This is a genomic window from Acinetobacter sp. 22301, from assembly GCF_052045285.1.
Lineage (GTDB): Bacteria > Pseudomonadota > Gammaproteobacteria > Pseudomonadales > Moraxellaceae > Acinetobacter > Acinetobacter pittii.
In genome coordinates, this window is sequence record NZ_JBQEOR010000002.1 from 90,561 (window position 1) to 113,805 (window position 23,245).

Sequence of the window (23,245 nt, forward strand, 5' to 3'; positions counted from 1 at the left end):
CTAAAACCCAAGGCTTAATTGTGGCGAGAGTTGCTGCACATATTTCGAAGATCCCTGCGTTAAAATCTGCTGCCGAATAAAACTTGAGGATAATTCTTTTTGGAATTTAGGACTGTCTTCACAGCGAATAAAGAATTTTGCACGTTGGTAAGCCACGCCTAGTTTTTTAAGTAAATCGATATGAATTTTTCCAAAACGGCGAGCCTGAACAATTTTCTTCGCCGATTTCACTCCAATACCCGGCACACGCAAAATCATTTGATAATCGGCACGATTTAAGTCTACTGGAAACTGTTCAGGATGCCTCAAAGCCCAGCTTAATTTCGGGTCTACATCAAGGTCTAAGTTTGGGTGTTTTTCATTGACGATTTCATTGACCTGAAAACCATAAAAACGCATTAGCCAATCGCTTTGATAGAGTCGGTTTTCCCGTAGTAGTGGCGGTGCAGAACCCACTGCTGGTAAATAATTATTTTCAGTATTAATTGGGATATAACCAGAAAAATAGACGCGTTTAAGTTTAAATTCTTTGTAGTGCTTATCTGCCATAAACAAGACATCTTGGTCTGACTCTTGATGGGCCCCCACTACCATTTGAGTGGTCTGCCCTGCTGGTACATATTTCGGCACATGCTTAATGATTTGTCGCTCATCTTTAAGCTGAATGAGCCTGTCACGGACCAAACCTAAATCTTTTTGCACTTCCTGATGTGATTTTTCTGGTGCAAAAGTTTTTAGACCAATTTCGGTCGGCATCTCTAAATTAATACTCATCCGGTCAGCATATAAACCTGCTTCATGAATCAGTTCAGGAGATGCCCCCGGAATGGTTTTTAAATGAATATAGCCATTAAAATTTTCTTCAAGACGTAACTTTTTCACGACTTGGAGCATACGTTCCATCGTATGATCCGCCGATTTAAAAATACCTGAGCTTAAAAATAAGCCTTCGATATAATTACGGCGATAAAAATTAATGGTTAAATCTACAACCTCTTGCACCGTAAATGCTGCACGCTGGACGTCGTTAGAACGGCGTGAAACACAATAGGCACAGTCAAAAATACAAACATTACTAAATAGAATTTTTAAGAGAGATACACAGCGGCCATCTTCAGTATAGCTATGGCAAATTCCTGAATGACTGGCATCTCCCAAACCTTTATCTTTATTTTTACGGTCACTGCCACTTGATGAACAAGACACATCATATTTAGCAGCATCAGCAAGAATCTGTAGTTTTTCCCGAATGCGATCAGACATATCAAACGACTCATTTATGGCATCGTTTAAAAAATATCATTTTGCACTCTTAAATTTAATCCAGTGAAGTATGCTCGGCGTCATGAGGTGACGTTTAAAATAATCCGTCTTAATTAACGTATTCTTCTAGTTGCTTTACACGCTCGGCATACTCTTGCATTGGGCAATATGAATACATCGGTGACCCAATGTATGAGCCTGCATTACTACATTCCTGATCTACATAAGCTTTCCAAAGCCGCTGAGATTTTAAAATATCTTGGTAACGTTCTGACTGTTTGTATTCTTCGCTTTGTGTACGAATTTGATCAATCAGAGCAACAATTTTTTCTTCATAAGTCTTTTTAGCTCGTTCAGAGCAACTATGCACGACCATGTTATTAATACTTTCAAGCTGCATTTCTTTAATGGTCTGCTCTACACATTGGTTGTACTCGTCTTGCTCGTCAGCATCGGTCTGCGCATACAACCAGTGACTACAAAAAAGGCTGGATAAAACAATGAGTTTGCAGCAAAATTTCAGCATAATTTATTCTCGATTGTATAATTTTTAATATGCTTCAATATAACAAAAAAATGATTATTCGCGCACTTGCGCTAGCTCCCATCCCTTTGTTGAGTATATCTGCCTTAGGAATAATCATCTTCAATGCGGAATTTAGTCTTTATTCGGTTGCAGTTATTTTTCTAGCCCATTTCTTATTTTATTTACTTTTTTATGGCCTTCTAGTTATTCCTTTCGCATATATCACTTCATATTTTCTCGTGCGTAAAAATCGTTTAAATCTGATGAGTATTTTTATCTGCGCAACTGTCATCTGGATTTTGATTAGCCCTATTACACGCTTAATTTTTGTCGGTTGATTCCCTTCTCCTTGGTGGCATATTTATAAGATCTATAGTTTTTATCTTATGATTTTATTTACCAGCTTTTGCTACTGGCTAGGCTTGGAATGGCTGAGGCGAAAACAAATAGGCTAAACACATATTCCTGTGATTAAGCCTTTGCCACTCCCCCACAAAATCCTTATACTTAGTGGCAATTTTTCTCATAAATTCGTGGATGCTACATGAGTCGCGCCATCTCGCACATTGATACATTTCAGGGCTTAATTCTTGCCCTACAAAACTATTGGGCCGAACAAGGCTGCGTCGTATTACAACCTTACGACATGGAAATGGGCGCTGGAACATTCCACACCGCAACATTCTTACGTGCTTTAGGGCCTGAAACTTGGAATGCTGCATACGTTCAACCTTCACGTCGTCCAAAAGATGGTCGCTATGGTGAAAACCCAAACCGTTTGCAACACTACTACCAATTCCAAGTGGTGCTTAAGCCAAATCCAGACAACATCCAACAGCTCTATCTTGATTCTTTAAAAGCAATTGGGATTGATACGCTTACTCACGATATTCGCTTCGTAGAAGACAACTGGGAATCCCCGACGCTTGGGGCTTGGGGCTTAGGTTGGGAAGTTTGGCTTAACGGTATGGAAGTAACTCAGTTCACTTACTTCCAACAAGTCGGTGGTGTTGAATGTTACCCAGTAACAGGCGAAATCACTTACGGTTTAGAACGTCTTGCAATGTACCTTCAAGGTGTTGACTCGGTTTATGACCTTGTTTGGACGAAAGGCCAATTCGGCACGGTAACTTACGGCGACGTATTCCATCAAAATGAAGTTGAACAATCGACTTATAATTTTGAATACGCTCCAGTTGAAAAACTATTTGAACTGTTTGATTTTTACGAGTCAGAAGCAAACCGTTTAATTGAAGCAAAACTTTCTCTTCCTGCTTATGAGCAAGTCGTTAAAGCGTCTCATACCTTTAACTTGCTTGATGCACGTGGCGCAATTTCTGTGACTGAGCGTCAACGTTATATTTTACGTGTACGTACTTTGGCTCGTGCAATTGCACAAAGTTATGTACAAGCACGTGCAGAGCTTGGCTTCCCAATGGCAGAACCACACTTACGTGATGAAGTATTGGCACAGTTAAAAGCACAAGCTGAAAGTGAAGCAGCAAAGGCGGAGAAAAACTAATGAGCAAACATACTGTTTTATTCGAACTTGGCTGTGAAGAGCTTCCACCAAAAAACTTGAAAACTTTACGTGATGCTTTACAGGCAGAAACGGTAAAAGGCTTAAAAGATGCGGGCTTAAACTTCGCATCAATCGAAGCTTATGCTGCCCCACGTCGCTTAGCCCTTAAAATTGTTGATATCGATGCTGCACAAGCTGATACACAAAAACGCTTTGATGGCCCTGCTGTTCAAGCGGCTTACGATGCGGAAGGCAAACCAACTAAAGCACTTGAAGGCTTTATGCGTGGCCAAGGCATTACAGTTGATCAGCTTTCTACTTTCCAAGCAGGTAAAGTTGAAAAAGTTTGCTATTTAAAAGATGTGAAAGGTCAAAGCCTTGATGCTTTACTTCCACAGATTTTACAAACTGCATTAGACAATTTACCAATTGCTAAGCGTATGCGTTCTGCGGCAAGCCGTACCGAATTTGTACGTCCAGTGAAATGGGTTCTTTTACTCAAAGATGACCAAATTGTTGACGCGACTATTCAAGATCATAAAGCTGGCAATGTGACTTATGGTCACCGCTTCCATGCACCTGAAGCAGTGACTTTAGCGCATGCAAATGACTATTTAACTGCTTTAGAAAAAGCTTACGTTGTTGCGAACTTTGAAAAGCGTCAAGCAACTATTCAAGAACAAGTGAAAAAGTTAGCTGATGAAGTGAACGCAACTGCGATTGTTCCAGCTGACTTACTTGATGAAGTAACAAGCCTCGTTGAATGGCCTGTGGCGTTACGTGCAACTTTTGAAGAGCGCTACTTAGCTGTTCCGCAAGAAGCTCTTATTACGACAATGCAAGACAACCAGAAGTATTTCTGCTTGATCAATGCAGAAGGTAAATTACAGCCTTACTTCATTACTGTTTCAAACATTGAATCTAAAGACCCAACTCAAATTATTGAAGGTAACGAAAAAGTTGTTCGTCCTCGTTTGTCTGATGCTGAATTCTTCTTCTTACAAGATCAAAAGCAACCGCTTGCATCTCGTAAAGAAAAACTAGCAAATATGGTATTCCAAGCACAGCTTGGTACGCTTTGGGACAAATCAACACGTATTGCAAAACTTGCAGTTGCATTATCTTCAATCACTGGTGCAAACCCAGCCGATGCTGAAAAAGCTGCATTACTTGCTAAATGCGACTTAACCTCTGAGCTTGTTGGTGAATTCCCAGAACTTCAAGGTATTGCGGGTACTTACTACGCACGTATTGAAGGTGAAAACACTGAAGTTTCAGAAGCTTTAGGTGAACAATACTTACCAAAATTTGCGGGTGATGTTTTACCAAAAACCAAAACAGGTACAACTATTGCCCTTGCTGACCGTTTAGATACGCTTGTTGGTATTTTTGGTATTGGACAAGCGCCTACAGGTTCTAAAGATCCATTTGCTCTTCGTCGTTCAGCAATTGGTATCTTACGTTTAATTATTGAAAATGAATTAGATGTAACAATTGAAGAATTAGTAAATCTTGCGCTTCAAGGTTATGGCGATATCGTTAAAGACCACGACAAAACTCGTGCTGATGCAGTTGCATTCTTGGAAGGTCGTTACCGAGCTAAGTACGAAGACCAAGGCGTTGCCGTTGACGTACTTCAAGCTGTTCAAGCACTTGCACCAAAATCTCCACTTGATTTTGACAAGCGTGTAAATGCTGTTAACCACTTCCGCACATTACCTGAAGCTGCGGCACTTGCTGCTGCAAATAAACGTGTTGCTAACATTCTTGCAAAAGAAGCAGCACCAGAAGGTTCTGTAGTTGAAGCGAACTTAGTTGAAGATGCTGAAAAAGCATTATTCGCTGAACTTCAAGCAGTGACACCAGTGGTTGAACCATTACTTGCAGCAAAAGATTACACAGCTGCTCTTTCTAAGCTTGCAGCACTTCACGCGCCGATTGATGCATTCTTTGATGGCGTAATGGTAATGGCAGATGATGCTGACCTAAAAGCAAACCGTTTACGTTTATTGGCTCAGTTACGTAACTTGTTTACTGCAGTGGCTGATGTGAGCGTGTTGCAGGGTTAAAATTATATAAAAATTAATTTTTGTATAATTAGACTTTAATAAAAACCATGTTTTCACTCTAGTTGGAAACATGGTTTTTTATTGAAGAATTTCATTCAATATAATTATAAATGATTATTTTACGTTCAATTAATAAATAAGAATTATTTACTTCCTTCACTTTTTATCCACAATTCAATAAACTAAAACAAATAATTACCAAACTTAACAAAGTCCCATTGCAATGAAAAACTTAAATTTATTACTCATATCAACATTACTATTCACTGGATGTGCAACGACCAAATCGATTCAATATCCAGCAGCGGGTAAACAAACCTCTCTTTCTGTTTCTTCAGAACAACTTTCTTCAATGACTGAATCAGGTGCAGGTGATTACTTTGTAAAGGAAAGCCAAATATTAGTTGGTGATGCAAGTAGTGCTTCAGCCAGTCCAGTTTCTGGAATGTTTGGCCTTATCGGAGTAGGTGTTGCAATGGCAATTGATAAAAATGCAAATAGTTCAGCCATTGAAAAAAGCTCTCTCAATCAACCTATTAAATTTGACCAGTTAATAAATCAAAAAATTAACGATTCTCTCGCCAAAAATAAAGCAGATCCTACTCTAAAACTTCTAAGTTTAAATCAGGCATCTGAAATTAAAATTGTGCCTTATTCACGCCTTTCTTTCCGTGAAAAGCCAATTGTAAAAGTAAATTTTGGTTTAAAGACCCAATTTAAAAATGCGGCAGACAATAATGCAGATACAAAACGCTTATATCACTATGTAAGCAAAGAACGTATTTCTTTAGCTGAATGGGAAGCTCAAAATAATTTATTATTTATGAAAAAAGCAGATCAAGCATTTAGCGCTCTTAGCCAAGTATTCACTTTAGATTTGCAACATCAATTAAACTTAAAAGCATTTGATGAGAACAAGCAAAAAAACTGTAAAACTAATGCAGATACATCCTTAGTTTCTTTTATCCAAACTCCTGACAATTTATGTGTTGGTGTAGTTAAAACGAGTAAAGGAGATGTATTCGAAAATAGTATTTATATTGTTGAGCAATAATAAATATTAACCAAAAGGCTAGAGAACTACTTAAATTTAAGTAGTTCTCTAATGTAATCAAACAAAGTCTTTAATTTCTTCTAAACTTTTCGACGGCTCAAACCACATAAAATCATAATCGGCCACATCATGAATATAAAACGGATCATTTTTCATAATCTCTTCAGCTTCTTGAATCGAAGAGCTTAGAACTAAAATTACCCCACCTACTCTATTTTCCCGGCGCCCCGACGCTAAAAACTTCTTTTGCTCATAGTAATGATCTAAAAATGCAATATGCTCTTTCAGTACAGCATCAACTTCGGCTAACGGTTTTTTATAGGTCAGGGTAACAACAATCATCTCATTCTCTTAAAGCAAGTAGCGTATGACATAGCATTAGTCTATAGATAGTTTAATGATCTATAGATTATTCGATAGTACGCCTATTCCCCCAATTCATCCATACCAAACTCCCTACAATAATCACCCCACCTAACAGCACCATTATTGACGGTTTTTCATTTAAGAAAACAACTGCCAAAATCATCGCGACAATCGGCGAGCAATATAGAAAATTCGATGCAATTGTTAACGGCATATTTTTAAGAACATAGCCCCAAAGTACATAAGCCATCGCACTTGGGAAAATACCCAACAAAACTATAGACATATTGGCTTGCCAAGTAGCATGTAAAATTTCATGGGGTAAATGAGTACTATAAAATAGTAAAGGAATGGTCCCGAACCAAATGATGTAGCACATCATACTCAAAGCATCATAATTTAAAGCAAATTTCTTATATAAATTAAAGTAGAGACCCCATGCAATTGCAGCCAAAACAATCAATAAACTATAAGGACTCGGTACACCAAAACCATGATCTCCACTGACCACCAACACGGCACCGCAAAGTCCCAATAAAATACATAACCATTGTTTGAAACTGATGTGTTCCTTAAAAAGCAAAGCTGAAATAATAAAGGTAAATAACGGAATAGATTGGCTCAAAATACTAGATGCAACCGCAGTCACATATTGCTGCCCTGTATTGATAAGCAGATGATGCAGCGTCACAGAGAAAAATCCTAATACTGCAAGCGCAGGAACATCTTTCCACTTTAAAGGCTGAATGCCTTTTTTCATGACCAAAAGCAGTAAAAAAACCGATGCGATCAAAAAGCGAAGCAAGGCAATATGCTGCGGTGTATATGAATGCAAGGCACTATGTACGCCAATAGGTGAATAGCCCCAACAAAAGACAGTCACAGCAATACATAAATAGAGCTTAAATGCGGGAGGCTGGGTTTCGGCAGCAAGAGAAATTGCCATGTTAAATCTGCACTAATGAAATGGAACTCTTTCATCATATGCGCATGGATAGTTGAATAAAATTAACTTATATTGAGTTTAATATTCATTAAAAGTGAATGATAAAACATGGATATCGCTCAGTTAAAGATGTTCCAAACCGTGGTTGAATGCGGAACAATGGCAAAGGCATCAATGCAACTGCATTGTGTACCATCCAACATTACGACACGGATTAAACAACTCGAAGAAGAGCTTGGAGCACCTTTGTTTTATCGAGAAGGAAAAAGTTTAAACCTCACTCCATCTGGTGAGATCTTTCTTAATTATTGCCATAAAATTTTAGCGCTATGCGATGAAGCGAAACGAAGTATTCATCCTGATGCACCGCCCTCTGGCCCATTAAAAATTGGGGCTATTGAATCTTCTGCCACAACTCGCCTCCCCAATTTACTTGCGAAATATCATCAACGTTTTCCAGAGGTTTCCATTCAAATTATTACTGGCACATGGAAACAGCTATTAGTTGATATTTCTCAACATAAACTTGATGGTGCAATTGTCGCGGGCAATATTGAGTTTCCGATGCTCAATAAACTCAGCATTTATCAAGAAGATATGGTTTTAATTGCATCTCACTCTTTGGGAGAGATTCATTGCCAAGAAGACCTGATTGGTAAAGAAATTTTTATGTGGACTGAAGGCTGTCCTTACCGTGCAGCCCTTGAAGAATGGCTTAAACTTAAGAATATCTCTCTTCCCATCACCAGCATTACCAGCTATGCCACGATTATTGGCTGTGTCAGTGCAGGCTCAGGGGTGGCGTTAGTACCTAAAAGTATTTATGAGCAATATAAAAATTTGGCCCATATCCAAAGTTATAAATTTGAATATCTTGCTTTTATGCAGAACCACTTTTTCTGGCACAAAAATGTGAGCAACCATAAAGCCAGAGACATGTTTATAGAATTGATTAAGACTGAATTTAGTTTATGAATCATTGCAATGATTGGTTTAGCGCTATTAAATGATGATTTATCGTAATCAAATCGTATGGGTTTTATCTCATTGCAGTACAAGCTTTATTTTTAACAGTAAGATCACTACTTCATCTTTTGATTCTGGTTGGTGAGATTGATCCATATGAAAACCTTACAAGTGTTATGCGTTACAAGTTCTATATTGGCTTCATCAACCTTATTTGCAGAAACAACACAGCCACAACAAGTTGTTGAAACGACACCTAAAACACAACCTTATGGTGACAATCCTAGCTTAGGGCGCGTACTGTTGTATAAAACAGGCAAAGGCATACAAAATTTAGGAAACTCTATTCAAGGTGCTTCTGAAAAAACATCGAATAAAATTAGTGAGAAATGGCAAAATACCAAAGAATTTACTGCTGAAAAAGCAGAAGTCGTTCAACAAAAAGCAGATACCGCCAAAGTATTTACTGAACAGAAAATAGAGCAAGCCAAACAAAATATTACCAGTAGCCGAAATGGTGAAAATATTCCGATCGAGCAAGGTGAATTAAGTAAATCGAGCACAGCAGCTAACTAATTTTTTGGATAGCGCGATAACTTCGCGCGCTTATAAACACAGATATTTATCTAGAAATAATTTCATTAACTATAAGAAAGCTGGGAATCTGCCTTATGAATAGTCAAAAACTCTTCTTTTCAACACTATGCTGCTTAGTATTAACTGCATGTGCAACCTCTACACCTCCTTCTTCATCTTATTCTCAAGCACAAGTTTTAGAACAAGATACGAATATCGAGGCTTATCCTTCTACTACAGGTAATGTAGCCAAACTCATTAAACAAGATAAACAGGCTTGTATGATTGAATTTACTGGCTATTTAGGGGGCGGACATGTAACTGAGCACTGGACTTTTAATAATAATGGTCTGATTTCAGCGACCTCATCGACTATGCAGTATCCTGATGAATCAGGCATATTAAATCAGGCAACCAGCTCTACAACCAAAAGCTCTACGACATTTAATATTCAAGATCCAGAAATTCAGAATAATTTCAAAAAACTCCAAAGCAACTTTAATCCAGCGAATCTAGCAAAGTGTAATTAATACTTTTTTCATAAAAAGCCCGTTGCAGAAGTTACCCTTTGCAACGGGTTATAGCTATTTAAAAATTTCTTGGACCTAATTTAAAAAATTATAAATAAGCTATTAATTAATGGTTAAACCATTTGTTGCTGCCAGTAAATCAATACGTGGGAAAACCAATCCCGTTCTTGGGTCAGTAATTGGTTTACCTGTCGTTTTTAAACGGCTGATGGTTTGATCAATACTTTCTGTTGGACTCACGCTATTCGCTCGTAACAAAGCAATTGCACCTGCCACATGTGGTGTCGCTTGAGATGTACCGCCCATGGTATAACCACCCGCCGTGATCATTGCTCCTGGTGCTAATAAGGTCACAAGACTACCACCATTACTAAAGCACGCTACCTTATCTGCCGCTGTGGTTGGGTCCGAACATTTCACTGGGTTCCCCCATGACACACCACCAATATTACTATCATAAACAGCCCCTACTCTTACTGCACCAGCAACACAGGCAGGAGATGAAATTCCATCTGAAAATGCATCATTGCCTGAAGCGACTACAGGCACCACACCAGCAGCTCGTGCATTGGCAAATGCAGTTCCATAACTGCTATCACTACACTCCGAGGTATATTTAACACCTGGTACGCCAAGGCTCAAATTCACCGCTTTAATATTATAGGTTTGTGCATTATTTACAGCCCAATTAATCCCTGCGAGGATATCACTATCATAAGCTGTGCTTACCCACTTACCTTGGGATCTCACTTTTCTAAAGACATCAATACCTATAATTTTGGTTTTGGTAGCAACCTTAGATACGATGCCTGAAACATTACTCCCATGCCCATCATCATCTAAAGCGCCATCATCTGGTGCACTATCAAATGAATAAACCACTCGACATGTGCTTGATGGTGTATTTACTGCCGTACAGCCAAAATCAGAATGAAGATAATTCACACCTGTATCAATTACTGCCACACTAGAGCCTTCACCCGTAAAACCATTGGTATTGGCTTGTGGTTGATTAATTAAAGGTAAACTTTCATTGGTCGTAGTCTGGTTAATACGGTTCGGATAAACCGCTTTAACATTTGGATCATTTAATAAAGTCACCAAAGCTTCGCGATTACTAATTCGATAGAAAGCTAAAGGCAAATTATTGTAGTCCCTAAGTACTTGGACACCACCAGCACGGTTAAACCTTGCCTGTATATTCTTTTTATTTGTTGCAATATAACTCCGCCGCTCTAAACCAGAAGGCACACTCACCGAAGGAATATTGTATTCGACGATTAAATCATTCGAATCATTATTGACCAAGGCATCCAAATCGATTTTGCCCTGAAATACTTTTTGTTTTGCTGCTTGATTTAACCGCTGTTTAGCACCTTGAGAATCTAAAGGAAGAGCGGATGCAGTTGTACTTAATATTGTACATAGACCTAATAGAAATAACGTTTTACTTTGCATTATTTTTCTCCGTAGTTTTTCAACTAACAATTTGCTTATTTCGCTTTTATTTCATTTGCTGGATCTTTTTCTGGATCAATCGGTTGAATAGAAAGATCACTTTTTGTGTCATAAAAAGGAACAGTATCAGCTGATACCGATTGAGGATGAGTTGAATGTTGAGATAGATTTTTAGGTTGAGTAGGCTCCTTAAGTTTAGAAAGAAAGGACGATGTGTCTGGTTGTGGCGAATTCGACTCATGTAAAGCAGAATTGAACACATCAGATGTACCACTTGTCGGCTTAAGATAGAGAACAACGGCGACCAAGCCGACCAATACAAGAAGGGAAGCAATAATTTTCATCTGTCATATCTCTGTTTTTTTGTTTATAGATATCTATTTTTATTTTTGATTATTCGAAATAAAGCGCTATTTCTTTCAATATATTTCATGTGAAATTTCTATTTCATGAAATATACAAACCTGAGAAAAGCTAAAGTACCTTTTCCCGAATAAGCAAAAATACAGTTCTGCCCTGTACATTTATATTTCTGGCAGAATATGGTTCAAAAAAGTGCTAAAAAAGCACTCCATTCTCATAATAAGCAATAATTATGCCGTTTCCTCTAATAAATAATTAGATTCACATCACATTTAAAGATATAAAGGACAAGTCGAGAAAAACCGAAAGAGAAAAAATTAAAGGATATTTTTTAAAAAAGGAAAGATAAGCGAGCTTAATTAGAATATCTAACAAATAAATGTTCTTTTTCACTTTATTATTAATTTTTATTAATCTTCACAATTTATCCCTAGTCTGTTTACTCAACGTAACACTGTTGTAACATTTTGATGAAGACAGTTCACAAGACTATATTCCCTTGGCTATGATTCGTTTGCGTTTATGAAATACCTCACTAAAAGGGTATATTCTTTGAAGGATATCGCAATGAAAATGATGAAAACAGCTATCGTTACTGCAAGTGTTCTTGCTTCTGCCTCTATTTTTGCACAAAGTGCGGGCGTTAATGCAGGTGCTTCTGCTCAAGTAAATGTACAACCGGGTGGTCTTGTTAGTGGCGTAGCCAATACAGTCAAAAATACTGCTCATAATGTAGGTAGCTCAGCGAAGCATGCCGGTCATGTAGCGGCTGACACTACAGTTAAAGCAACAAAAAAAACAACAGGAAAAGTGACTGAACTTTCTTCTAAAGCTGCAAATGGTACAAAACATTTTGCTGCCGAAGCTGCGACAGGTACTAAAAATGTAGCAACTAAAGCCGCAACTGGTACTAAACATTTTGCTACCGAAGCAGTAACAGGTACTAAAAATGTAGCGACTAAAGCTGCAAACGGTACTAAAAACTTAGCAGTTGAAGCGAAAGCTGATACAAAAGCAGGTGTTGATGCTGTAAAAGCTAAAGTTGCAGAAAAACAAGCAGACCAAAAAGAATTTACTGCTGAAAAACAAGCTAATGCTCAAGCGCATGTAGATGCTGTAAAAACTCGTGTAGCTCAAAACCAAGCTGAGCAAAAAGAGTTTGTAGCTGACACTAAAGCTGATGCTCAAGCAAAATTAAATGCAGCTCAACCAGCTCATGGAGTTAACGCTCAAACAGGTGTAAACGTTGGTGTTAATGTTGCTGGTATTAATGCAAATGCAAACGTAAATGCAGGCGCTCAAGCGACTACACAAAAAGCTGAAAAGAAATCTTTTATTAAAGGCCTTTTCGGTAATAACTAATCCGTTATAAATAAAAAAGGGCAATTAATTGCCCTTTTTTATTTCTCAAAAAACAAGTATTCAATTCGCTTCAGTTAAAACTAAGCCCGCACGCAAACCAAGCTTCACATTTGGGTTTGGAAATAAAATCCAGACCTGATCTTGCTCAACCACATAATTACCAGAAGGTTGAGTTGCAATGATTTCACCTTTGGTAAAAGTCGAAAAATTCGGAGCTTCAGCAGATAAATTCATCTGGAAGTCTTCATCTTTTTTAATTAAAGAATCAGACACTTTAAAGACTCGAATTTTTGTTTTATTGCGTAGCGGTAAGGCTTGCTCAGAAACTACATTACGAATAACTTCATCAATTGCAGCAAATTGGCTCAAGTCATTTTGCCCAAATGGCAAGGCTTTGCCTAACTCTAAAGTTGCGCTCGCCGCTTTAAAACTCTCACTCGTAAAATGTGTAAACGTTTTACCTACCGCATTGTGATAAACCAAAGCATCTAAATCGGCTGCTTCAAGACTTGCTGTTAAATCAGCATCATAACCATGCGTTTGATATGGAAATAAAGCAAACGTTGGTAACAAAGAAGCACGAATTGCTGTGTGTAAATCATAGTGATAGCGTTTAGCATCACTTGCACTTTCCTGAAAGAAAGTCGTGATAACTTGTTCTAAAACTTCAGCACGCTTTGATTCTTCAGTCACGCCTAGAGTTTTATACCCGCCACAAAACATTCGATTTACATCGTCATGCACATAGCGTTTGCCTTGACGCATTGCATAGGGGTTACCCAATACAAGTAGCAACCTCACAGCAAGGTTTAAACGCCCTGCAAATAAATCCGTGCAAAGATGAGATAACAATTCAATTGGTGCTGTTTCATTACCATGCACTCCAGCTGACAGTACGACAGCTTTGTCGTACTGTGCATTTGGGGTGCATTCAAGAAGTCCTTCACCCAACCAACGCCAAGAAAAATTATTTTGTTTTCCTTCTCGAGTTGTAGGCTGCCCACCTTGTAAGGTTAATGCTAGAAAATCTTGCATGTCACCTCCTCATTATTTTTGGAAAGGATAAACCGAACCTAAACCTAAAATTTTGGTCAGTTCGTCAAGTGCCATACGACTTTCCATTAACAAATGCGGATCAGCCAAATCTTCTTGTGCTAAACGATCACGATAATGTTTATCTACCCATTGATTGAGTGTGCCAAACAACTGATCGTTCATGAGTACTTTTGGATTTACGGCATTTAACTCAGTTTCGTTTAAAGCTACACGTAAACGTAGGCAAGCTGGACCACCACCGTTACGCATACTTTCACGTAAGTCATATACCTGAATAGCATCAATTGGTGTGCCCATTTGAATCATGTCATTTAAATAGCCCCACACTGCTGCATTTTGACGAGACTCTTCTGGTACAACAATAGTCATTCCGCCATCTGGACGAGTCAAAATTTGGCTATTAAATAAATAGGTTGCTACGGCATCGTCAACGGTAACACGGTTTTCAGGGACTTCAATTGAAATAAAGTCTTCACCGATGCTTGCCATTTTTTGACGAATTTCAGCAAAGGCCTGATCTTGATTTAAAAAGGCATGTTGATGATGGAATAAAACCTGTTGGTTACTTACCGCGATCACATCATTATGGAAAACGCCCTGATCAATTACATCCGGATTTTGCTGAACAAAAACAGTATGTGCATCATCTAAACGGTGCAAACGTGCAATTGCTTCACTTGCCTCACGCGTTTGACGAGCCGGATAGCGTTTTGGTCCCGGCAAGCCATTATTTAAATGTTGTTGACCATAAACAAACACCTGAACACCGCGCTTAGCATAATCACCACCTAAACGATTGTGATTGGCTGCACCTTCGTCACCAAACAAAGCTACTTGTGGCAATGCTTCGTGGTGTACAAAGTGGCGTTCATTTTTAAAGATTGCTTGTAAAACTTGGCTTGTAGTTTCAGCTTCAATTGAACGGTGAAACTTATTGTTCAAGTTCGCTGCTGTAAAATGCACGCGCTCATCTTGACTATCTGCCGAAGGTGAAACGGTAGCCGCATTGGCAGTCCACATTGGAGAAGCTGAACTTAAAGATGACAATAGTTCAGGTGAATGACGCATTGCTTGAGCAACAACGCTAATGTCATCACCTGTAAAACCTAAACGGCGTAACATTGGAACATGTGGACGCTCATGCGGAGCAAGTACACCTTGTTTCATTCCCATGTCAGCCAAGGCTTTCATCTTTAGCAAACCTTGTTTAGCTGCTAATTTTGGATTCGAGGTATTATTACGGTTTTTTGTCGATGCTTCATTACCAAACGACAAACCCGCGTAGTGATGTGTTGGTCCCACTAAACCATCGAAATTTACTTCATATCCTTTCATTTTTTCTTTCCCTAGTGTTTAAGGCAACACAATCCCTGGAGATAATTTTTCTGGTAAAGTTAAGCTGTCACTTTCAAGTGATGCCATTGGCCAAGCACAATAATCAGCTGCATAAAAAGCACTCGCGCGGTGATTACCTGACGCCCCTACACCACCAAATGGCGCGGCACTTGAAGCCCCAGTTAATGGCTTATTCCAATTCACAATACCGGCACGTGCTTCGATGAGTAAGTCATCAAACAGTTCGCGTTTTGGTGAAACCAAACCAACTGACAAGCCAAAACGAGTTGCGTTAGCAATTTTTAATGCTTCATCAAAGTTGTCATAACGTTGAATAGTGGTAAGCGGACCAAAATATTCTTCATCTGGAATATCTTTCACGCCTGTGACATCAACAATACCCGGAGTAAGTAGAGAGCTGTCTTCTTGAGGACGTGTCATGGCTAATAAACTTTTTGCACCCAGCTCAAGTAACTTTTGCTGAGCATTCATCATGTTTGTTGCAGCAACTGACGAGATTACCCCACCCATAAATGGTTGTTGTTCGTCGTTCCAACGGCCAACTTTTAGGTTTTTAGCAACTTCAACAAAACGTTGAATAAATGCATCACCTTCAGCACCATTTTTTACCAAGATACGGCGTGCACATGTACAACGCTGACCTGCCGAAACAAAAGCAGATTGAATAGCAAGATTAACTACTGCATCGGCATCAACAATTTCATCAATAATCAATGCATTATTACCGCCCATTTCAAGCGCAAGAATTTTTTCAGGTGCACCCGCCATTTGCTTATGCAAGTGATAACCTGTGTTCGCACTTCCGGTAAACAATAAACCATCAATTTCATGTGAAGCAGCCAAAGCTTCACCCGTGGTACGACCACCTTGCACCAAGTTCATCACACCATTTGGCAAACCAGCTTGCTGCCAAAGTTTCACAGTTTCTTCAGCAGTCCAAGGCGTTAATTCACTTGGTTTAAATACAACTGTGTTGCCAGCAAGCAATGCAGGAACAATATGCCCATTTGGTAGATGGCCCGGGAAGTTATATGGACCGAAAACTGCAAGCACACCATGCGGACGATGACGTAAAGATGCTACACCATCGGCCATTTCAGTTGAGCTTTCGCCTGTACGCTGGTGGTAAGCGCGAATCGAAATCGCAACTTTGCCAATCATTGATTGAACTTCAGTTAACGTTTCCCAAAATGGCTTACTGGTTTCTTGGCTAATGACTTCTGCTAAATACTTTTTATTTTCTTCAAGCAAAGCAGCAAATTTTTCAACAATCGCTACACGCTCTGCAAGTGGTAACCGCGCCCAAGCTGGAAATGCAGTACGCGCTGCCTGACAAGCTTGCTCTACATCAGTAGCAGTAGCCTCGGCACCTGACCATACAGTTTGGTTATCAACCGGATTTGTTTTCTCAAATGTTGCGCCGCTGCCTTGTAACCAGACACCGTTTATAAATAAAGAGTTTGACATCAGGATACTTCCATTGGATTTAGTGATAACACACGAACAACGTGACCTTCTTGTACACCGAGTTTTTCAGCTTGTTCATGTGTTAAATTTATTGTGTTATCAACAAGATCAAGCTTTAACAGCATTGCCTTATAGTCATGATAATTATCATTGGCAATGAGATATTGGGTCTTACCGACCGCAGCTTCACTTGTAATTTTGACGTTTAGTAACTGACTTTCTTTTACTGCTCGCAATTCATCAATATTGGCTTCAATGGTTGGGCCAGCATCAAAAATATCGACATATCCTTGATAGCGTAAGCCTTCCGACTCAAGCACATGATAAGCAGGTAAAGTTTGTGGATGCATTTTTCCAATTACCTCTTGCGCATCTTTTGGCAAGAGATCTACATAGACTGGGAAACGTGGCATAAGCTCTGCAATAAACACTTTTTGCCCAATTCCACTTAAATAGTCTGCTGTTGAAAAATCCATATTAAAGAAATGGTGACCAATCGCATCCCAAAATGGAGAACATCCATTTTCATCTGAGAAACCACGCATTTCAGCAATTAACTTTTTCTCGAAATATTGCTTAAAGGCAGCGATAAACATAAAACGGATTTTCGATAAAAACTTACCGTTTTGGTTTTCACGACGCTCTGGATCTAAAAATAATGTACAGAGTTCGCTACTACCTGTTCTGTCATTACTTAAAAATAAAGTTGGCAATGACTTATAGACATTTAATGCTTTTGAAGCGTGTACTTGAGTACCAACATGAAAGTTGTACCAAGGTTCAATGAGTCCTACAGCAACTTCAATTGCACTTAACCCAATAACACGTTGAGCTTCTGTATCTTCAAGAACAAATAAATAACCTTGTTCACTTTTATGGACATTGCCATTTAAAGTATTGCGAGTACGTGAAATTCGAGCCGAAAGTGTATCCATATTTTGCGGCAAGGAAGTCAGGCCTACACCCGACTTACCTGCTAATTTATAAATATCTTCAAGGTCTCGAAACTCGGCATGACGGACGATCATCATGGCTAGCTTTCCTTTTTTTTATTTAGCCAACTTTGCCAATGCGCGTTTTAAACGAGCAATTCCTTCATCAATATCTTGTTCAGGAATAATCAGAGACGGTGTAAAACGAACTACGTTTGGTCCCGCGATTAAAGCAAGCAAACCTTCTTCGCCCGCCCAAGTCGTAATGTCTTTCGCTTTCCCTGCATACTCAGCTTTTAATACACAACCAATGAGTAAGCCTTGACCACGAATTTCTTCAAAAATCGGGTATTCAGTATTTAATTTATTTAATGCGTCTAGGAAATATTGATGACGATGTTTTACACCATTCAGCACTTCAGGCGTATTAATAAATTCAAATACAGCCCCTGCAACCGCACTTGCTAACGGGTTACCACCATAAGTCGTACCATGTGTACCCACTGAAAAATGCGGAGCAAACTTATCGGTTGTTAGCATTGCACCGACCGGAAAACCACCACCTAGTGCTTTTGCAGTAGTTAACACATCTGGAATAACACCAGAGTTCATGTAGGCATATAGTGCACCTGTACGGCCAACACCTGTTTGCACTTCATCAAAAATCAGTAAGGCACCAAACTCATCACACAGTGCTCTTAAGCCTTTTAAAAATTCGATGTCAGCAGGAATAACGCCGCCTTCACCTTGGATCGGTTCAACAATAACTGCACATGTTTGTCCATTAATGACCGCTTTTGCAGCTTCTAAATCGTTAAAAGCAACATGGTTGATACCATTTGGAAGTGGTGCAAAGTCTTGTGAATATTTAGGTTGACCACCCGCTGAAACGGTAAATAAGGTACGGCCATGGAACGCATTATTAAATGCCACAATGCCACTTTTGCCAGCAACACCGCTGTCTAGTCCAACTTTACGAGCTAGTTTTAAAGCAGCTTCGTTCGCTTCTGCACCTGAGTTACAGAAGAAAACCTTGTCTGCAAATGTATTTTCAGTGAGTTGTTTTGCAAGGCGTAGAACGGGTTCATTTGTATAACCGTTACCGACATGCCAAAGTTTTGTTGCTTGTTCTGTTAAAGCATTTACTGCCACTGGATGCGCATGACCTAATGCATTTACTGCAATCCCGCCTGCAAAATCGATATATTCTTTATTTTCTTGATCCCAAATACGTGAACCTTCGCCACGTACCGGAATGAAATTTGCCGGTGCAAAAACTGGAACCATCCAGTCGTTAAAGTTGCTTCGAGTTACAGAAATTGGCTGTTCCATGCTTACCTCAGTATTTATTTAATATATTCGATAACACTTAAATTTGAATAATTCAGAAAAAGGGACTGAACAAATAAACCCTATAACATCCTTTATATTTGTTCAGACCACTTTTTCTAAAAGTAATTTCCGCAGATTAGCCTGGGAAAATACCGCGTTCCTTACGAGCTTTTAAGATACGCTCACATGCCAAGATGTAAGCCGCTGTACGTAAAGTACAAGCGTTGCTGTTTGCTGTATTCCAAACATCTTCCATAGCTTGAACCATCAACTTGTCTAAACGTTCGTTGATTTCTTCTTCGCTCCAGAAGTAGCTCGCCATGTCTTGAACCCATTCGAAGTAACTTACAGTTACACCGCCGGCGTTACATACCACGTCAGGAACTACAACAATGCCACGCTCAACTAATACGTCTTCAGCTTTAGGATATGTCGGGCCGTTTGCGCCTTCTAAAATCAACTTAGCTTTAAGTTTTTGAGCACGTTCAACAGTGATTTGACCTTCTAGTGCAGCTGGAACAATAATGTCAACTTCAGCTGTCCAGAAATCTTCGTCAGCAATTGATTGAGCGCCGGCAAAACCACCAACACCTTGATTTGCATTTACGTGATCACGTAATGCTTCAAGATCAATACCGTCAGCATTGAAAATTGTGCCAGTGTGGTCTTGAACGTGTGTAACTTTCGCTTTCGATTCAACAAATAAGAAAGCTGCTTCACTACCTACGTTACCAAAACCTTGAATAGCAACTTTCGCGCCTTCAATTGGTAAATTAATTTTTGCTGCTACTTCACGACCTGTAACGAATACGCCACGACCAGTTGCTTTTACACGACCTAAAGAACCGCCTAAGTGAACTGGTTTACCAGTTACAACACCAGTTACCGTGTGACCTTGGCTAGTAGAATAAGTATCCATCATCCAACCCATGATATTGGCATTCGTACCAACGTCTGGAGCAGGAATATCTTTTTGAGGCCCAATAATATGACCAATTTCAGTCGTATAACGACGAGTCAAACGCTCTAATTCACGAGTTGATAATTTACGTGGATCAACACGGATACCACCTTTTGCACCACCAAATGGCAAATTCAAAACAGCAGTTTTAATTGTCATCCATGCAGACAACGCCATCACTTCATTCAAATCAACATTTGGATGGTAACGAACACCGCCTTTACCCGGACCACGAGACAAGTTGTGTTGTACACGGTAACCTTCAAAGTGCTGGATCGAACCGTCATCCATCACGATTGGCACGTCAACAATAAGCGCACGCTTAGGACGTTTTAAAGTATCGATATAATCAGCTAAGTGTTCTAAATATGGCGCTACACGGTCAATTTGTGCCAAGTAAGTTTGCCATGCATCGCTATGTTCGTTTACGTATGAAAGATCTGACATCTTTTTTCCTATATACCTTCATAGACTCAGATTTGATAAATCCGTAGTCTTTATTATTCAGCAACCAAAACCTTGCAATAACAAAGTCTTAGTTTATTTACTAAACCTTCTGCTCTTCTAAAGCATTAGATTTTTTAAATTCCATTTGTTGATACTAAAAGTATGATCTACTTTTATATATCGATATCTTTTACAAGCTTTCTTTCATGTAACTTACTGTTTATAAAGCTATCTTTATAAAAGCAAAGTTTAACCACAACCCACTTAATCCAGTCGGCTGAAATATAAATACAAAAGAAATGGCATAACCGTTTGGGAGTTAAAAAGAACGATGATTTATAAAAAAATCATATGTCCATAAAAATTATTTTGACTAATCGATAGATCCCTCCATTAGTCTTTTTAAAAATAAACATTGTTCAATAATGCTACAGATTAATTATCTCTACACACACCGCTTAAAATTAAGCCGGAACATAGCTATAAAATCTTCCAATAAATATAGCATAGAGCACACTCATTTAGAACATTTTAAAATAAATAAGCAGAGAAAAAATAATCAAATCGCACTAATCTTTATAATAAAAAAACAACAAATATTAAAAAAAGCTTAACTTTAATAAAAAAAATTTATAGAAAACATAAAATCATAATTTAAAAAAATACACCAAATTAAAATCATAAATAACAATAACTTAAAAATTAATCACCTTTATGAATTTGTCAAAAAATTATACCCTCTCTACATTAAATCTATAATAAGTCCATTTCTAATTCATATTTTATAAAAACCCAAAAACCTCTTTATCAAATAACCAAGCTAAACATAGACTTAATCAACTATTAATAATAAATAAATATTAATAAGAATCCGATAAATGGTAATTTTATAAAACAATATTTGTTTTCATGATCAAAAATAAAACTTCATTTTTAAAAAAAATATAGAAATTCTTTCTTTTGTAGTTCCTCTAAGGCACAAAAAAAGGCCCCTTTCGGGACCTTTAAAAACACATTTTTCGACTAAAAAGCTTAGCTTTGCACTAGATCTTTCTTTCGATAAAAAATGAAGTAGCTTGCATAACATAAAATGATAAAAATAATGCAGCAGATAAAACCAACTTGCATAGATGGGTCAAACACCATACTGATACAGGTAACGATACAGAACAGCCCACCTACAATTGGAGTAAGAGGGAAAAGAGGTGCCGCGAAGCGTAAATCTTTTGCTGTTTTACCTGACTTATACCACTGTCTACGGAAGTTAAATTGTGAAACGCAAATCGCAATCCAAACCACAACCATCGTAAAAGCAGCTACTCCCAACAAATTCTTAAAAATTGTTTCTGGCGCGAATTGTTCTGAAAGCAACCCAGGAATTGCACCAAACATAGTTACGGTAATGGCAACAATCGGTGTTCCAGAAGGAGTTAATTTAGAAAATATTTTTGGTAACTGATTTTTCGCCGAAAGCGACCACATCATACGCGAAGCAGCAAACAACCCAGAATTTGCAGCAGAAAGTAAAGCCGTAATAATTACAAAGCGGATAATATCTTCTGCGTATGGAATACCAATATAGTTAAATACCGTCACAAAAGGACTATTACTTACTTCATTTGCACTAAGGCCTGCAAGCTGGAACGGCAGTAATGAACTAATCACCACAATTGTACCAACAAAGAAAATCAGTAAACGCCAAATAGCCGCATTGATTGCTTTAGGAACTGTCTGTGCTGGATTCTCAGCTTCCCCCGCCGCTACTCCAATTAATTCTGTGCCCGAAAAAGCAAAGTTAACAATCAGCATAGTAGCAAAAATTGGGAAGAGACCGTTTGGGAACCAACCGTGAGCAGTCAGGTTACTAAATAATGGCGCTGTTTCATGTCCTTGGTAAGGAATAAAGCCAAAAATTGCCAGTAGACCTAAACCAATAAAACAGATGATTGTAATAACTTTGACGAGGGCCAACCAGAATTCAGATTCGGCAAATAATCGAGTTGAACTGATATTAAGGAAAAAAACTAAGGCGCCAAAAAAAAGAGTCCAAGCCCATACCGAGATAGATGGAAACCACTCCTGCACCAATAAAGCTGCCGCAGTAAACTCAGTCCCCAAAGTTGCAGTCCAAGTTAACCAATAGAGCCAAGTAATCATATAGCCCGTACCCGGACCAATATAACGGCGGGCGTATTCACCAAAAGAACCTGATTCCGGTACATGAACCGCAAGCTCACCAAGGCATAACATCACGGTATAGGCAATTAAACCGCCCAAAAAATAAGAAATAATTGCGCCAATTGGGCCTGCTTGGGAAATTACATCACCAGACCCTAAAAAAAGACCTGTACCTATGGCACCGCCAAGGGAGATCATCACCAAATGTCGAGTACTCATTGCTCGTTTCAAAGGTGCAGAACTTCCATGTTGCGATGCATCATTATTCCGATAATTTAATGATTGCATATAAAAAACTGTAACGACAATTTAGTAAAAAATCATTTTAGGAGAAAAAAATAAATATGCAATTATCTTTGAATAGTGAACTTATTTTAACCAAGTCCTTCAGGTAAAAATAAAATATATAGTAAAAACATTTAGTTATATTTTTTTATAGCTATAACTGTATTTTAATTAATCTTATATTATTTCTACAATTTATGTATTATGAAAACCCATTTATTTTTAAATAT

The 23,245-nt window shown here is 38.5% G+C and carries 20 protein-coding genes and 1 pseudogene; 8 read left to right on the plus strand and 13 right to left on the minus strand.

What is annotated here, in order from left to right; all coding sequences use genetic code 11:
- Both ACTJJH_RS04650 and ACTJJH_RS04655 read right to left on the minus strand, forming a co-directional pair.
- The gene (locus ACTJJH_RS04650) at positions 1–1,263 is read right to left on the minus strand and encodes a putative DNA modification/repair radical SAM protein (protein ID WP_005804586.1); all 1,263 of its coding nucleotides are present in this window, start codon (positions 1,261–1,263) and stop codon (positions 1–3) included.
- Positions 1,264–1,372: 109 nt separating this feature from the next.
- Positions 1,373–1,789, minus strand: coding sequence for a lysozyme inhibitor LprI family protein (locus tag ACTJJH_RS04655; RefSeq protein ID WP_440600806.1), 417 nt, complete (start codon positions 1,787–1,789; stop codon positions 1,373–1,375).
- A gap of 29 nt (positions 1,790–1,818) precedes the next feature.
- Here ACTJJH_RS04655 and ACTJJH_RS04660 point away from each other — a divergent pair.
- The 4 genes and pseudogenes from ACTJJH_RS04660 to ACTJJH_RS04675 all read left to right on the plus strand — a co-directional run bounded on the left by ACTJJH_RS04660 (position 1,819) and on the right by ACTJJH_RS04675 (position 6,434).
- Positions 1,819–2,244 (plus strand): annotated as a pseudogene (locus ACTJJH_RS04660) (hypothetical protein).
- An 89-nt stretch (positions 2,245–2,333) separates the two neighbouring features.
- Positions 2,334–3,311, plus strand: a complete 978-nt coding sequence (gene glyQ, locus ACTJJH_RS04665) for a glycine--tRNA ligase subunit alpha (RefSeq protein WP_002044989.1) — start codon at positions 2,334–2,336, stop codon at positions 3,309–3,311.
- Positions 3,311–5,380 (plus strand): glycine--tRNA ligase subunit beta, encoded by a 2,070-nt coding sequence (glyS, locus tag ACTJJH_RS04670; protein ID WP_440600807.1) that lies wholly within the window; start codon positions 3,311–3,313, stop codon positions 5,378–5,380. The genes glyQ and glyS overlap by 1 nt, the downstream gene beginning before the upstream one ends.
- Before the next feature lie 223 nt (positions 5,381–5,603).
- Positions 5,604–6,434 carry a hypothetical protein gene (locus tag ACTJJH_RS04675; protein ID WP_032036677.1) on the plus strand — a complete coding sequence of 277 codons (831 nt, stop codon included), beginning with the start codon at positions 5,604–5,606 and terminating at the stop codon, positions 6,432–6,434.
- A 57-nt stretch (positions 6,435–6,491) separates the two neighbouring features.
- Here the strand turns inward: ACTJJH_RS04675 and ACTJJH_RS04680 are convergent, their stop codons facing one another.
- Positions 6,492–6,776, minus strand: coding sequence for a YciI family protein (locus ACTJJH_RS04680; RefSeq protein WP_002116836.1), 285 nt, complete (start codon positions 6,774–6,776; stop codon positions 6,492–6,494).
- A 67-nt stretch (positions 6,777–6,843) separates the two neighbouring features.
- A complete protein-coding gene (locus ACTJJH_RS04685; protein ID WP_410560866.1) occupies positions 6,844–7,746 on the minus strand; it encodes a DMT family transporter in 903 nt (300 codons plus the stop codon).
- 108 nt (positions 7,747–7,854) lie between these two features.
- On the opposite strand from ACTJJH_RS04685, the gene ACTJJH_RS04690 reads away from it, so the two are divergent.
- The 3 genes from ACTJJH_RS04690 to ACTJJH_RS04700 all read left to right on the plus strand — a co-directional run bounded on the left by ACTJJH_RS04690 (position 7,855) and on the right by ACTJJH_RS04700 (position 9,818).
- The gene (locus ACTJJH_RS04690; protein WP_032036673.1) at positions 7,855–8,721 is read left to right on the plus strand and encodes a LysR family transcriptional regulator; all 867 of its coding nucleotides are present in this window, start codon (positions 7,855–7,857) and stop codon (positions 8,719–8,721) included.
- Between the two features lie 147 nt (positions 8,722–8,868).
- Positions 8,869–9,288 (plus strand): hypothetical protein, encoded by a 420-nt coding sequence (locus ACTJJH_RS04695; protein ID WP_032036672.1) that lies wholly within the window; start codon positions 8,869–8,871, stop codon positions 9,286–9,288.
- A 95-nt stretch (positions 9,289–9,383) separates the two neighbouring features.
- Positions 9,384–9,818, plus strand: a complete 435-nt coding sequence (locus ACTJJH_RS04700) for a hypothetical protein (RefSeq protein ID WP_032036670.1) — start codon at positions 9,384–9,386, stop codon at positions 9,816–9,818.
- Positions 9,819–9,920: 102 nt separating this feature from the next.
- On the opposite strand, the gene ACTJJH_RS04705 is transcribed toward ACTJJH_RS04700, so the two are convergent.
- Together ACTJJH_RS04705 and ACTJJH_RS04710 are read right to left on the minus strand one after the other, a co-directional pair.
- The gene (locus ACTJJH_RS04705) at positions 9,921–11,276 is read right to left on the minus strand and encodes a S8 family peptidase (RefSeq protein WP_032036668.1); all 1,356 of its coding nucleotides are present in this window, start codon (positions 11,274–11,276) and stop codon (positions 9,921–9,923) included.
- A 35-nt stretch (positions 11,277–11,311) separates the two neighbouring features.
- The gene (locus ACTJJH_RS04710; protein ID WP_032036666.1) at positions 11,312–11,620 is read right to left on the minus strand and encodes a hypothetical protein; all 309 of its coding nucleotides are present in this window, start codon (positions 11,618–11,620) and stop codon (positions 11,312–11,314) included.
- A 586-nt stretch (positions 11,621–12,206) separates the two neighbouring features.
- On the opposite strand from ACTJJH_RS04710, the gene ACTJJH_RS04715 reads away from it, so the two are divergent.
- A complete protein-coding gene (locus ACTJJH_RS04715) occupies positions 12,207–13,001 on the plus strand; it encodes a hypothetical protein (protein WP_032036665.1) in 795 nt (264 codons plus the stop codon).
- A 60-nt stretch (positions 13,002–13,061) separates the two neighbouring features.
- Here the strand turns inward: ACTJJH_RS04715 and astE are convergent, their stop codons facing one another.
- The 7 genes from astE to ACTJJH_RS04750 all read right to left on the minus strand — a co-directional run bounded on the left by astE (position 13,062) and on the right by ACTJJH_RS04750 (position 23,018).
- Positions 13,062–14,036 (minus strand): succinylglutamate desuccinylase, encoded by a 975-nt coding sequence (gene astE, locus ACTJJH_RS04720; protein ID WP_327742112.1) that lies wholly within the window; start codon positions 14,034–14,036, stop codon positions 13,062–13,064.
- Positions 14,037–14,048: 12 nt separating this feature from the next.
- The gene (gene astB, locus ACTJJH_RS04725) at positions 14,049–15,392 is read right to left on the minus strand and encodes an N-succinylarginine dihydrolase (RefSeq protein WP_002116805.1); all 1,344 of its coding nucleotides are present in this window, start codon (positions 15,390–15,392) and stop codon (positions 14,049–14,051) included.
- Positions 15,393–15,410: 18 nt separating this feature from the next.
- Positions 15,411–16,880 (minus strand): succinylglutamate-semialdehyde dehydrogenase, encoded by a 1,470-nt coding sequence (gene astD / locus ACTJJH_RS04730; RefSeq protein ID WP_327742111.1) that lies wholly within the window; start codon positions 16,878–16,880, stop codon positions 15,411–15,413.
- Positions 16,880–17,911: an arginine N-succinyltransferase gene (astA, locus tag ACTJJH_RS04735; protein WP_002116871.1), complete on the minus strand. Its 1,032-nt coding sequence runs from the start codon at positions 17,909–17,911 to the stop codon at positions 16,880–16,882. The genes astD and astA overlap by 1 nt, the downstream gene beginning before the upstream one ends.
- An 18-nt stretch (positions 17,912–17,929) precedes the next feature.
- Positions 17,930–19,144 carry an aspartate aminotransferase family protein gene (locus ACTJJH_RS04740; RefSeq protein WP_440600808.1) on the minus strand — a complete coding sequence of 405 codons (1,215 nt, stop codon included), beginning with the start codon at positions 19,142–19,144 and terminating at the stop codon, positions 17,930–17,932.
- Between the two features lie 136 nt (positions 19,145–19,280).
- Positions 19,281–20,552, minus strand: a complete 1,272-nt coding sequence (locus ACTJJH_RS04745; protein WP_005078412.1) for a Glu/Leu/Phe/Val family dehydrogenase — start codon at positions 20,550–20,552, stop codon at positions 19,281–19,283.
- A gap of 1,032 nt (positions 20,553–21,584) precedes the next feature.
- Positions 21,585–23,018 (minus strand): amino acid permease, encoded by a 1,434-nt coding sequence (locus tag ACTJJH_RS04750; protein ID WP_327742107.1) that lies wholly within the window; start codon positions 23,016–23,018, stop codon positions 21,585–21,587.
- Between the last annotated feature and the right edge of the window lie 227 nt (positions 23,019–23,245).